The following is a 13,997-nucleotide window of genomic DNA, read 5'->3' as shown; positions in this document are numbered from 1 at the left end:
CTATAACTCTCTTAATACTTGTGCTGCTAATTCAGGTGTAATATCTCTTTGAGATTCACCAAGCATCTCAAAACCTACCATAAATTTCTTAACAGTGGCAGAGCGTAATAAAGGTGGGTAAAAATGTGCGTGAACTTGCCAATGGTCAGATTCTTTAGCTCCTATTGAACCATGCCACCCCATAGAATATGGGAATGAAGTATCAAAAAGCTTATCGTATTTCACTAATAATGTTTTAAGAGCATTAGCAAGTGATACACTCTGTTCTGAAGTTAAAAAGTTTAGGTGTGAACATTTGAATTTTGGTAAAAGTAATGTTTCATAAGGCCATGTTGCCCAAAATGGTACAACAACTAGCCAATCATCATTTTGATAAATTATTCTTTCTTTTTCGTTAATTTCACGATTTGTATAGTCTAAAAGCATATTAGATCTATTCTTTTCAAAATATTCTTTTTGAGAATGTTCTTCTTTTTGAGCTTCAGTTGGTAAAAAGTCACAAGCCCATATTTGACCATGAGGGTGAGGGTTTGAGCATCCCATAATAGATCCTTTGTTTTCAAAAACTTGAACCCATTGGTACTTCTTGCTTAGAGCAGAGACTTCATCTGACCATAAATCAATTACTTTAGTTATGTCACTCTCTTGCATAGATGCCATAGTTAAGTTGTGTTTAGCAGAGAAGCAGACAACTTTAGCAACACCTGTTGCGCCACTTACTTGAAATAAATCATCATTGATCTCTAGATCTTTTGCTATTTTTTCTTTTGAAAGAGCCGAAAAATCATTTTCAAATATAAATGTCTCTTTAAAGTCTGGGTTTGTCTCGCCATTTGCTCTAGTATTTGTAGGACATAGATAGCAGTTTTCATCATACTCTGGACGTGTATCTTTTATATTTTCTTCAGATTGACCTTGCCAAGGTCTATTTAATCTATGTGGTGATACCAAAATCCATTCATTAGTTAATATATTTTTTCGACGATGGGAGAGTTTTATCTGAGAAATTTTTTGCGAAATATTCATGTCTATTTTCTATAAAAAGAGTTGTCTTGTATTTTATGTATAGTATATCATCAATATTATAAGTGTTAATTAAATTTAATATTCTAAACAATATAGGAAAACGTAGTATGCAAAATGTAAGTAAAATAAATTTTGTAGTCATTCGCGTGGCTATAATAGCAGCATTAGCTGGATTATTATTTGGTATGGATATCGGTTATGTCAATGGCTCTCTTGATTTTATATCAAAAACCTTTGGATTAAGTGTCGCTGAAAGTGGCCATGTTTCTAGTGTTTTATTAATAGGAGCTGCATGTGGAGCTTTAGTTAGCGGATTTTTATCAAAGCAGTATGGTCGTAGAAAGGTATTATTAATTGCAGCAGCTATTTTTTCTATATTTACTATTGTGGGGATTTTATCTCCCAACTATGAAACCTTTATTGGTTCAAGATTTATTCTAGGTATAGCAGTAGGTATAGCATCGTTTATTGCACCATTATATTTATCTGAAATTGCTCCAAAAGAGTTTAGAGGAGCATTAATCGCTCTTTATCAGCTAATGATAACTATAGGTTTATTCTTAGTTTTTTTAACAAACTCTGCTTTAGTAAGTACAGGTTCTTGGAGAGTTATGTTATCTGTATTAGCAGTCCCATCAATAATAATGTTTTTAGGTTGCTTAACTTTACCAAGAAGTCCTAGGTGGTTAGTTTTAAAAGGTAATGATGATGAGGCAGCTTTAGTTCTTAAAAAAATTAGATCATGTGAAATTGAGGCTTTAGAGGAGCATAAAGAAATTAAGCAAACTACGCATAGAGGTGTAAGTGTTTTTTCTTTACTTAAAAAGAAATTCTTTATAAAAGTTGTACTTTTAGGTATTGCTCTTCAAGCATTCCAGCAATTTACTGGTATGAATGCATTTATGTATTACTCAACAGATATCTTTAAATTAGCTGGTTTTACAAATCCTGCTACATCCACGATTGTTATTGGATTACTAAATATGCTAACGACATTCTTAGCTATTAAATATGTAGATAAATTTGGACGTAAACCAATTTTATATTTTGGTTTAAGCTTACTTATAATCTCTTGTATCGTTGTTGGATTTATTTTTAAAACACATTTTGTCTATGGTCAAGCAATGGTTCTATCACAAGCTTTACAGTGGACTGCTTTGATATTCTGCTTATTGTTTATTTTTGGTTTTGCAATATCTATGGGTCCTGTAATTTGGATTTTATGTTCAGAAATTCAACCTATAGAAGGTAGAGATTTTGGTGTTACGGCATCAACTATGAGTAACTGGATATGTAATGCAATTATAGGTAACTTTGCTCTTACTTGGTTAACATTCCATCCTGATAATACATTCTTTGGTTTCGCTATATCTTGTATAGTTTGTGTACTGTTTGTTAAATTCTTTGTGCCAGAGACTAAGGATGTTTCTCTAGAGGAAATTGAGAATAATTTAAGAGCTGGTAAATCTTTAGCAAAAATTGGACGTTAATAAAAATTTTATAAAATAATAATGGAGATAAAATGGAAGCACAAAAAGAATATAAAAGGATTGTATTTTTAATTGCTATAATAGCAGCTTTAGGAGGATTGCTCTTTGGTTTAGATCAAGGCTTTATTGCAAATGCAGGTAAAACACTAGATCATATTTATAATATGTCCCCTGGTAGTATTGCCGAAGGTAAATTTAATGGTATTCTAGCTTATGGTGGTATATTAGGTACAATTTGTAGTGGCTTCTTTACTAGATATTTTGGTAGAAAAAATACATTATTAATCGCAGGATTTTCATTTCTTATTGGTGCTTTGGTATCATCTTTATTACCTCCTTTGAATATACTTACAGCGTGTAGGTTTATTCTTGGCTTTGGTGTTGGTTTAGCTTCTTTTGCTACACCGCTATATTTGGCAGAGACAGCCCCTAAAGAGATAAGGGGTGCGATGTCTTCATTATTCCAATTAATGATAACGTTTGGTATATTTTTAATATGTTTAGTTAATGTAGTGATTGTTGAAGTATCAGGTCATACTAAAATATCATTAACTTTAATGTTTAGTGTTATTACATTATTTGCTTTTTTAATGTTTGTAGGTTGTTTTTTCTTACCTAAGAGTCCTAGATGGCTTATGATGAAAGATAGAGAAGGGGAAGCTCGAAAAGTATTAGCAAGACTTAGAAATAAAGATGAAATTGAGACAGAGCTTCAAGAGATGAGTCAAAATGATAAGCAAAAATCTCACTCTGTTAAAGAAGTGTTACGAAAAGGATTCTTTTGGAAAATACTTATTGTCGGTATAGTCATTCAGATGTTCCAACAATTAGTAGGTATTAATGCGATGATATATTATGCACCAAGTTTCTTACAAGGGGCTGGGCTAAATATAATTTTAGCAGGTATTGCAGTATTTCTTGTTAATTTTCTTTCAACATTTCCAGCAATTCGTTGGGTTGAAAAATGGGGCAGAAAGAAATTGTTAACTGTAGGTGCATTAACTATGGCTACAGCTTTGATAGTTGTTGCTATATGCTTTTATGCTCTTGATATTGCTCATGTTCATTCAGCATTCCCTAAATATATATTACTAATAGCATGCTTAGTATATATCTTTGGATTTGCTTGTTCTTGGGGGCCAGTTGCTTGGATTATTTGTTCAGAAATATTCCCGCAAAACGTTCGTGAGTTTGGTATGACTATTACAACAGTTATTAACTGGACTTTTGTTTGGATAGTTGTAGCATATTCAAATGTGATAATGGATGCAGGAAAATGGGGTAAACCAATGATATTTGTTAGTTATGCTATATTCTGTGTTATAGCGGTGGTTTTCTTGAAATTATTTGTACCTGAAACTAAAGGTGTAAGTTTAGAGAAAATAGAAGATAATCTAATCTCAGGTAAGAAACTTCGCGATCTTGGCCAATAGGTTAGCTTTTAATTAAGTTGTATATTTGACTTAAATAATGTATTCTTTCGGTTGTAATTACTAATAGTTAAATCAAAAAATAAGGAACTATAATTATGAAAGCTTCAGCTAGACATTTGCTAGTACAATCAGAATCTGAATGTCAACAAATCAAAAAAGACATAACTGAAGGTAAAATTACATTTGAAGAAGCAGCTAAAAAGCATTCTCTATGCCCATCTGGTGCTAGAGGCGGCGATTTAGGTACTTTTTCTCAAGGACAAATGGTTCCTGAATTTGATAAAGTAGTATTTAATGATGAGCTACACAAAGTTCATGGTCCAGTACAAACTCAATTTGGTTACCATCTATTAGAAGTTACATCACGCGGATAATTTAAATTTCTCATAATTTTCAAATTATTAATAAGATTTCTCATAATAAAAATTTACGGATAAAAATGAATTCTGAAACTAAAAAAGATTTTAGTCAGCTTGGACTAAGTCAAGATATCGTAGACACTGTTATTAAATTAGGATATGAAAACCCTACACCAATCCAACAGTATGCTATTCCATATATCTTATCGGGTAGAGATGTGCTTGGTCAAGCACAAACGGGTACAGGTAAAACAGCAGCATTTGCATTACCTCTAATAAACAACATGGATTTTGACTCTAGTGACAGAGCTCCTCAAGTTTTAGTATTAGCTCCTACTAGAGAGTTAGCTATACAAGTTGCAGAACAGTTTGAAGCTTTTGCAAAAAATATACCAAATTTAGATGTTACTTGTATTTATGGTGGTCAGGAATATGGATCACAGATTAGAGCACTTAAAAGAGGTGTTAAAGTTGTAGTTGGTACTACAGGTCGTGTAATGGATCATATTGAGAAAGGTACATTACAACTTGATAACTTAAGAGCACTAGTATTAGATGAAGCTGATGAAATGCTTAGAATGGGCTTTATTGATGATGTCAAATTTGTGCTAAGTCATGTATCAGATGAGTGTCAAAGGTTACTTTTCTCGGCAACGATTCCTACTGATATTGCTGATATTATACAAGAGTACTTAAGAAACCCTTGTAAGATACAAGTAAAAGCAAAAACAAAAACAGCAAATACTGTAACTCAAAAATTTATAGTAATTAAAGGTTTTAGAAAGATAGATGCTTTAGATAGGCTACTTGAAGTTGAAGAAACTGATGGTGTGATTATCTTTGTTAAAACTAAGACTAGTACAATTGAAGTTGCTGATAATTTAAAAACTCTTGGTTATAAGGTTGCAGCGATAAATGGTGATATGCAACAATCTCAAAGAGAATATATCGTTGATCAATTTAGAAGTTCTAAATCAGATATATTAGTGGCTACTGATGTAGTTGCTAGAGGTATCGATCTTGAGAGAATTTCCCATGTGATTAACTATGATATGCCTGGTGATACAGATACTTATGTACATAGAATTGGACGTACAGGTAGAGCTGGACGTGAAGGCATTTCTATCTCTTTAGTCCCTCTAAAAGAAATGAGGTTCTTACGTATCCTAGAAAGATTTACAGGATCTCCAATGCAAGAAGTCTTTATGCCAAGTGCAAAAGATTTAGCAGATAGTAGAATCGAGAACTTTAAGGCTAGAATAACTTCAGCGATAGATAAGAATAAATCTTTAGATAAATATAAAGATATAATTACAGGTATTCGCGATGAGTTAGAAATTGATTCTGATGAGCTTTTAGCTGTGTTGACACTACTAGCTCAAGGTAAGAAATCTTTCTTTCCTAGAGAAATACAAGCTAGAGATGATAAACCTCGCAGAGATAGAAATCCTAGAGATGGTAGAAAAAATGATAGGTTTGAGCGTAGAGGTGACCGTAATGATAGAAATGATCGTGGCGATAGACGCTTTGATAGATCAGAAAGAAAACCACGTAGAGCTCCAAATATAGATTTGACTACATATAAGTTAGAAGTTGGTCGTGATAATGACGTTCAGCCGAGAAATATTGTAGGAGCTATAGCGAATGAAGGAAATATAGATAGTAAGCATATCTGTAATATTTCTATTCAAAAAGATCATACTCTAGTGGATCTACCATCAAACTTACCTCCGAAAGTTGTGAATCACCTTAAAAGAGTGTGGGTTGCTGGCAAAAAGCTAAATATTACAGCTCAATAATTTTCTAATATTTTCCTACTTTCTAGAGAATAAAGCTCCTATAAACATTAGTTTTCTTTATATCATAAATTAAAAAAAATGGGGCTGTCCTAGATAAATTTTCTTAAAAATCTCTTGGTTTGATTCCAAAAATTCCCTATACCATTTATATAGTTATGCTTCTCTACCTCGTTGCTCTTTATGAGTTCCTCCAAAGTAATGGCTAGCAGTAGCCACTTTATTGATACTAATTGTTATGTAGTTCATGCTGTACTTCATGTTATAAATAATACTATTAATTTGTCTTGTTTGCAGGAACTTAACCTACTTTTTCTCATTAAAGCTATCTTAATATAACTTGGCTATCTGAGATAGACCTTTAATTACTATCATATCAAAACAAACCTTGGGACTTGTTTTTAAGTTTTTGTCTGCTATAATCTCAATCTTGCATTCTCAATGCAACCTATAAGGTTTGTTTGGGTGGGTTAAATTGTTATCAAACATTAAAAGGTAAAAGAATGAGAAAAATAAAGAAAAACCTAATTGTAGCAGCTGCTTTAGCTTCTATTAGTAGCATTTCATATGCTAATTGTACTTTAGACAATCAAAAAACTGGTTGGACGGGCTCCATAACTTTTCATTGTGATAAAGACACAGACTTATTACAAAACCCTGTAACCTTTAAGCTAAATAATAATGCTAAAGTAAATAGTGTATGGGGCATTGATGGCAAGCCAACAGTCACTGAGCAAGGGGGAAAAGCTGTTATTGCTATTCAAAAATGGTATCCAGAAGGTCAACCTTATATACTTCCAGCTAATAAATCTGAGACTTTATCATTCTCAGCTAGTACTAATCAATATAAAGTTACAGATTTTAGTATTGGGGATAATCCAAGTATTAGTTATGGTAAAGTATCATTTAAGCAAGGTGATGATAGTAAAAATATACCAGATAATGCAACTATAACACTTAATAAAATAGGCGATGACTCTAAGACTTATACTTTCAAGTGGTTTGATGTTAAAAATGGAGCATCACAAACTGTACTTAGCGGAGATTATACTGTGACTGCGACTACTGTTGATGGTTCGGCAATAAAAGTAGATCCTGCTAATATAAATATAAAGGAAGGCGCAACTGTAAATATAAGTTTAAACTATAGTGGTCAAGTTCAAAAAAGTAGTAAAGCAGAGTTTGTTTTAGGGGATGCTCCAGAAGGGGTTACAGCTGAAAAAATTGTTGCTAAAATTGTTAGTGATAGTGGGGCTGTACAAGATGTTGATTTGCCATGGGGTAAAACAACAGCTGTTGAGCTATCATCTGGACATACATATACATTTTCTGCTGATCCAATTAGTAATGAAGATGCTAAATATGACTTTATATTTAGTCCTAAATCTGTGACAACAACTCAAACGACTAAAGAATACAATGTTAATATTTCTACAGAAAAAACTCAGACATATCAAACTAAATTTAATGTATCTAATTTGCCAGATGCTCTAAGTACAAAGCTAATTATCACAAGCTTAGATCCTAATAATACTCTAACAAAGACTGTTAGTGTGAGTAATGGATTATCTCAACCAATTATGCTTCCTGTAGGTCAGTATAGTGTTGATGCAACAACATTATCTAGAGGTGAATATCAATATTCTTTACAGCAGAAGCAAATCACGGTATCTAGTTCTGGTCAAAATATATTTAATATTGCTTTTGATAAGACAAAAACAGAAGTAAAACATGTCAAAGGCTGGCCGAATTATATAGCTATGGGAGCTGTTACTAATGCTAATCCAACGAGTATATCTCAACTAGAAAATAGAAATGTTGATGCGATATTTAAATATGCTGGAGATGGTGGAAATGGGGATCCAGGAAAAATAGTTTTCCCAGTATACACTCAAAATACTATAAAACTAGCAAATGAACTTTCTAAAGCGAATAATCATGAAGTTAGACCTGTGATGGTTGTTTATACTGGGCAGATGAGTGGAGGTACAGCTTACACAGATTTTGATAGTGTAGATGTACTAGCTAAGCACTTTATTAACTTAATGCTTGTAGCTCAAGTTCTTGAAGGTAAAAATGGCCTTGATACTGACACAACAGGATCTATCATTATGAATCCTGATTTACTTGGTAATATTCAACAAAATAGATTATATAATCCAACGACTAAAGAAATTGGTGATATGAAAGAGATATATGTGAATGAATCTCTAAGAGAAGCATATTGGTTTATTCATACACCTCATAATTGGACATTCCACCTACAGAATGGTTCAGTTCTAACTATACATAATGAGACACCATATCAAGTCGTACGAGATGCTTATAATGGTAAGTTTAAGTCTAAAGGTATTTACTCTCCTTGGGACATTAAACAAGCTTTTGAAGATGAATCGGAGTCTATACTACAAAATGCTCCTACAAATCTACAAAATGCTAATTTACCAAAGTTTGAAAATAATTTTAATGGTTGGGTTCAAGCTACAAATTGGACTATCAAAAAAATGGCACCAGATGTAACATTTGGTTGGCAAGAGAATGTTTGGAATGTTAATTCTGCCAATTGGGTACATAAGTATTCAAATTATGAGCAAATAAAGTCTGAAATTACTGATCCTACCTTAAATCTATGGGATGATATCGGAGTTTATTCAGGAGAGTATAAGCCAGACTTTTTAGTATTTGATAAATATGAAATGGATGCATTACCTGCAGCGGCTGGAATTGGATATCTATGGAATCAAAGAGATTGGAAAAATTATCTAATGTATGTTCAGCAAATGAGTCAGGGCTTGGATGGTGTTCCTGTTATGTTATGGCAAATGCCAGGTGGACACTTACAAATAACTGATAGTAAGTATAGTGGCTATTCTCATGGTAGTACCGCGCCAGATTTCTTCTTTGGGGATGATAGATTAAAACCTAATTTGAGTAATGTGGAAGAATATATACAGAACATAGTATTGCCAAGTAGTGCATATCAGTGTGGAGATAGTTGTGGAGCGGTACAATATTTAAATAAATATAATGCTAATTGGCATACAAATCACTTATCTTTAGCTGCGCATAGTAATGTGTTTGCAATATTGTGGGGAGGTGGACAAACTACTAGTGTAGGAACATTCCCTCTAGCTGGAGGTGGAAGCGATTGGTTAGCGTCGAAAGTTAATAATTATGAGAAAAGCATATAGTTAACTCTATTCAAATAGGTTATATGCACAAAATCTAAATTAGATTGAAAATAACTAAACCTTTATTATTTAGAAGTTGAAAAGTAATAGATATTAAAGGTTTAATAAATTCTTCAATAATATAGTAGAAAATCAATTTATCAACGATCATGAATACATACAAAAAATAAATTTAGCTATGTTTGTTCTATTTGATTAATGAAACCTGTATAATTCATCGAACTATCTATTCAATTATAATTTTTACAAATGAGTAACTATATTTTTATAGTTTCTGCGCCATCAGGTGCTGGTAAAAGTTCTTTATTAAAAGCTTTTTTAGAAACACAAATAGGCAAAGATAACTTTGTAGTAGCTACTTCGCATACAACTAGAGATCCTCGAGTTGGAGAAACAAATGGCAAGGAGTATCATTTTATTTCTATTGAGACGTTTGAGCAAATGCTTAAAGAAGATGGTTTTATTGAGTATGCTAAGGTTTTTAAAAACTATTATGGTACATCAAAGGCTGAGATAGACATGTTATTAGCTGAAGGTAAGAATATAATACTTGAGATTGACTGGCAGGGTGCTCAGCAGACTCGATTGATATATGGTTCAAAAGCTAAGAGTATATTTATATTGCCTCCTTCAATGGATGAGCTAAGAAAACGTTTAGAAAAAAGAAATACAGATTCAAAAGAAACTATTGATTATAGAATGGACCAAGCTGAAGCAGAGATTTCTCATGCTGATGAGTTTGATTACCAGCTAATTAATGATGATTTTAGTCAATCATTGGAACAATTGTGTAAATATTTCGAAGAAAATATCCAAGGTTAAAAAGGAGCATTTGGATGTTAAATCAAGAATTAATAAAAGATAAAATATCACAAGCTAGACAGAAGTTACCAAACTTAAAAATTAAAGATATAGAAAAGCAGAAATATATCGATGAAATAAAAGTATTATTAAAACAAAACAATGCTTGTTTAGTAGCTCATTATTATGTAGATGCAGAAATCCAAGAGCTTGCAGAGCAAACGGGAGGGTTTGTTGGTGATTCTCTTGCTATGGCTAAATTTGGCTTAGAAAGTAAGTGTGAGACGTTAGTTGTCGCAGGTGTGAGGTTTATGGGAGATTCTGCTAAAATCTTGAGTCCTGAGAAAAAAGTCTTAATGCCAACTCTAGAAGCAGAATGTTCATTAGATTTAAGTTGTAATAATGGTGAGTTTAAGAAATTTATAGAAGAGCATCCTGATAGAGAGGTTGTTGTTTATGTAAATACTTCAGCTGAAATAAAGGCTTTAGCTGATTGGACAGTTACCTCTTCAAATTCTCTAGAAATTTGTTCTTATCTTCATAAGCAAAGTAAAAAAATCCTCTGGGGCCCAGATAGGTTTTTAGGTGACTGGATTGCAAAACAGACTGGTGCAGATATGCTACTATATGATGGTAGTTGTATTGTACATGAAGAGTTTAAGGCACAAGCATTAGATGATCTAATACTTGAGTATCCTGAAGCTGCAGTTTTAGTGCATCCTGAATCTCCAGCTGAAATTGTAAAAAGAGCAGACGCTGTTGGTTCAACTTCACAGCTAATAGCAGCAAGTAAAGAAATGGATAATGATAAGTTTATAGTTGCTACTGATACTGGTGTTTTTTATAAAATGAAGCAATTATCTCCGTATAAAGAGTTCATTCCAGCTCCTACTGCTGGCCGAGGTGCTACTTGTCAATCTTGTGCAAAATGCCCATGGATGAAGCTAAATCAGTTGAAGAATCTAAAAGATTGTTTAGTTTCGCAAGATAATCAAATCTTTGTAGATGAGGATGTACGTGAAAAAGCTCTTATCCCTTTAAATAGAATGATAAATTTTTAGGAAATACTTATGTCTAAAGTAATGCTAAATAATAATCAAATATCTGATGTTTCTAAGCATATTGTTGAAAAACTAGTAAAAGAATCTTTAGCTGAAGATGTTGCAGATGGTGATATCACAGCGCAATTAGCTCAGGATATTAATACTACGGCTTTTTGTATTACGCGTGAAGATATGATCCTTTGCGGTCAAAAATTTGCTAATGAAGTAATTAATCAAGTTGATAAGAGTATTCAAATAAAGTGGTTTTATAATGACGCTCAAAAGGTACCAGCAGGTGAAGAAATTTTTGAGCTAAAAGGAAATGCAAGAAGTATTCTTACAGCTGAAAGAACAATGTTGAACTTTATTCAAATGCTTTCGGCAACTGCAACAGCTACAAATAATTTGGTTAGACTAATATCTAACTATAAGACAAAACTACTTGACACTCGTAAGACTATACCAGGTTTTCGTTTGGCACAAAAATATGCAGTTAAATGTGGCGGTGGGTTTAATCATCGTATAGGTTTATTTGATGGCTATTTGATTAAAGAAAATCATATTCGCTCAGCTGGAGGCATATCTCAAGCTGTTGCAAAAGCCAAAGAGTTAGATAGTAGTAAAATTGTAGAAGTTGAAGTTACAAGTTTAGATGAGCTAAGCCAAGCGATAAATGCTGGGGCAGATATTACTATGCTTGATAACTTCTCAATTAAGGATATTTATAAAGCAGTTGGGCTTGCTAAAGATAAAGTTGCTCTTGAAGTCTCTGGTAATATAGATAGTGATACTATCGTAGAAATGGCAAAAACAGGTGTTGATTTTATATCTGTTGGTGCCATTACAAAACATATTAATGCGATAGATTTATCTATGCAGGTTCAAATATAAAATGAACGTTGAAAAATATGATGTAGTCATAGTTGGTGGCGGTTTAGCAGGAGTTATTGCTGCTATAGATTTAGCTGAACATGATTTAAATGTTGCAATTATCTGTGATAAGACAGTAAATTATTGTGCTAGCTCATATGCTCAGGGCGGAATTGCTGCGATAATATCAAAAGACGATACTATAGGCTCACATGTGACAGATACCTATATAGCAAGTGGAAATATTGCAAATCTTGAGAGTATAAATCAAGTTGTAAGTAATTCAAATTCTTCAATAAAATGGCTTGAACGACATGGTGTTGAGTTTGATAGAAATAGCGATGGAAACTATAATCTACATTTAGAAGGTGGTCATTCATTAGCAAGAATTCTTCATATCAAAGACTACACAGGAAGAGCTGTTATTTCAAAGTTATATGAGAGTCTTCACCAGTTTGAAAATATCTCATTATACTCAGAACATAAAGCATTTAGATTAATCAAAAAAGATGAAAAATGCATAGGGTTATATACTTATAATAGCAAGCATCAAGTAATCAAGTTTTTTGCAGAGAAGGTAATATTAGCATCAGGAGGAGCATCTGGTTTATATAAGTATGTAACTAATGCTACTGCTGGTAATGGTAGTGCGATGATTATGGCACATGATATAAGCTGTAAGTTAGAAAATTTAGAGTTTACACAATTTCATCCGACTTGTTTTTTTGGTAAAGGTGGAGAGCCTACGTTAATATCTGAGGCTATTCGTGGTAGTGGGGCAGTATTGGAGACAGAAAAAGGCATAAGAATCATGAAATCTATTCATGAAAGAAAAGATCTTGCTCCTAGAGATATCGTAGCCAGACAAATTTATATTAATATGCAAGCTGGACGAGATATTTATTTAAATGCTACTCATCTAAGTACTAGTCAGTGGCAAGATGAGTTTCCTTATATCTATGAAAAATTATTAAAAAATAATATCGATCCAACTATAGATAGGATACCTATATCACCGGCAGCTCATTATAGTTGTGGGGGAATAGTTGTTGATAAAAACTCTAAAACAAATATACAAAACTTATATGCTGTTGGTGAGGTTTCTTGTACCGGCTTGCATGGAGCAAATAGGTTAGCGAGTAACTCGTTATTAGAGTGTATAGTATATGCTTTAGAGGCGAGTAAAGATATATTAAATAATTTTTCAAAAGATAGATATCAAGATAATGAAAATCTAAAGCTAATTGATTCAAAAGAAGATTATTCTCAACAAATAGCTCAAATAAGGCAGCTAATGTGGGATAAGGTTGGCTTAGTCAGAAGACAGTCTGAGTTAGAAGAAGCATATCAACAAGTTAGTTTGCTTGAAAAAGCTATAGATAATGATACTGCTTTAGATAGCTTTGATATTAATATAGAAAATTATAGAAAAATTTTAAAGATGTCTAAGCTTACTATACAAAGTGCTATAGCAAGAAAAGAGAGTATAGGAAGTCATTATTTGAGAAGCCAGTAAAGGCTTATCCTTGATACATAGGCTATTTTGTTTATTTTTACTTGTTGCAGACTTTTAAATCTTTTTATAAAACTATAGTATTAAGATCATCTTCAACTTATTGATTTAGTATATGAAAAAGTATGTAGTATTTCTCTTAAGCTTTGTTTGCTGTTGTTCATCTTTTGCTATGGCTCATAATAATGTTGGCAAACCATCTGTAGAGACTTATAAAACTAAAATTTTAAATGCAGATCAGCAGATTATTGAATTGATAGCAGAGCGTAAGGGTTGGCGAAAAAAGATGCTAAAGCTTGAGAAGAAGCAAGGTACACCAAGCTATGATCCATTCAAGGATAAATCCTTGGACAAAACTCGTACATCTTTTGCGATACAGTATGATGTTTCCCCTAGACTAGTAGATGAGATTTTTAATATATTAAATACGCAGGATTTAAAAACTGCAGATCAAAGTTTTTAATAAAATATATGA

The 13,997-nt window shown here is 32.6% G+C and carries 11 protein-coding genes; 10 read left to right on the top strand and 1 reads right to left on the bottom strand.

Going from position 1 to position 13,997, the window contains the following annotated elements:
* Window positions 1-1,026, bottom strand: a complete 1,026-nt coding sequence (locus F3D62_RS11175) for a UDP-glucose--hexose-1-phosphate uridylyltransferase (protein ID WP_150468331.1) — start codon at window positions 1,024-1,026, stop codon at window positions 1-3.
* Window positions 1,027-1,133: 107 nt separating this feature from the next.
* Here F3D62_RS11175 and F3D62_RS11170 point away from each other — a divergent pair, with 107 nt between their 5' ends.
* The 10 genes from F3D62_RS11170 to F3D62_RS11120 all read left to right on the top strand — a co-directional run bounded on the left by F3D62_RS11170 (window position 1,134) and on the right by F3D62_RS11120 (window position 13,985).
* The gene (locus F3D62_RS11170; RefSeq protein ID WP_150468330.1) at window positions 1,134-2,516 is read left to right on the top strand and encodes a sugar porter family MFS transporter; all 1,383 of its coding nucleotides are present in this window, start codon (window positions 1,134-1,136) and stop codon (window positions 2,514-2,516) included.
* A gap of 32 nt (window positions 2,517-2,548) precedes the next feature.
* Entirely contained in the window at window positions 2,549-3,949 is a 1,401-nt protein-coding gene (locus F3D62_RS11165) for a sugar porter family MFS transporter (RefSeq protein ID WP_150468329.1), read from the top strand.
* Between the two features lie 95 nt (window positions 3,950-4,044).
* Window positions 4,045-4,323 (top strand): peptidylprolyl isomerase, encoded by a 279-nt coding sequence (locus F3D62_RS11160; RefSeq protein WP_150468328.1) that lies wholly within the window; start codon window positions 4,045-4,047, stop codon window positions 4,321-4,323.
* A gap of 65 nt (window positions 4,324-4,388) precedes the next feature.
* Entirely contained in the window at window positions 4,389-6,107 is a 1,719-nt protein-coding gene (locus F3D62_RS11155; protein WP_150468327.1) for a DEAD/DEAH box helicase, read from the top strand.
* A 500-nt stretch (window positions 6,108-6,607) separates the two neighbouring features.
* On the top strand, window positions 6,608-9,295 hold the full coding sequence (locus tag F3D62_RS11145; RefSeq protein ID WP_150468326.1) for a hypothetical protein: 2,688 nt from the start codon (window positions 6,608-6,610) through the stop codon (window positions 9,293-9,295).
* 249 nt (window positions 9,296-9,544) lie between these two features.
* The gene (gene gmk / locus F3D62_RS11140) at window positions 9,545-10,117 is read left to right on the top strand and encodes a guanylate kinase (RefSeq protein ID WP_150468325.1); all 573 of its coding nucleotides are present in this window, start codon (window positions 9,545-9,547) and stop codon (window positions 10,115-10,117) included.
* 14 nt (window positions 10,118-10,131) lie between these two features.
* Window positions 10,132-11,157: a quinolinate synthase NadA gene (gene nadA, locus F3D62_RS11135; RefSeq protein WP_150468324.1), complete on the top strand. Its 1,026-nt coding sequence runs from the start codon at window positions 10,132-10,134 to the stop codon at window positions 11,155-11,157.
* Window positions 11,158-11,166: 9 nt separating this feature from the next.
* Window positions 11,167-12,030, top strand: coding sequence for a carboxylating nicotinate-nucleotide diphosphorylase (nadC, locus tag F3D62_RS11130; RefSeq protein WP_150468323.1), 864 nt, complete (start codon window positions 11,167-11,169; stop codon window positions 12,028-12,030).
* A gap of 1 nt (window position 12,031) precedes the next feature.
* Window positions 12,032-13,525 carry an L-aspartate oxidase gene (nadB, locus tag F3D62_RS11125; protein ID WP_150468322.1) on the top strand — a complete coding sequence of 498 codons (1,494 nt, stop codon included), beginning with the start codon at window positions 12,032-12,034 and terminating at the stop codon, window positions 13,523-13,525.
* Between the two features lie 112 nt (window positions 13,526-13,637).
* Window positions 13,638-13,985 carry a chorismate mutase gene (locus tag F3D62_RS11120; RefSeq protein WP_150468321.1) on the top strand — a complete coding sequence of 116 codons (348 nt, stop codon included), beginning with the start codon at window positions 13,638-13,640 and terminating at the stop codon, window positions 13,983-13,985.
* The last annotated feature ends 12 nt before the right edge of the window (window positions 13,986-13,997 follow it).

This window comes from Francisella sp. SYW-9, assembly GCF_008711465.1.
In the GTDB taxonomy this organism is placed as follows: Bacteria; Pseudomonadota; Gammaproteobacteria; order Francisellales; family Francisellaceae; genus Francisella.
The sequence above is the reverse complement of the archived record's forward strand: the minus strand, read 5'-3'. Positions and strand labels throughout refer to the sequence as shown.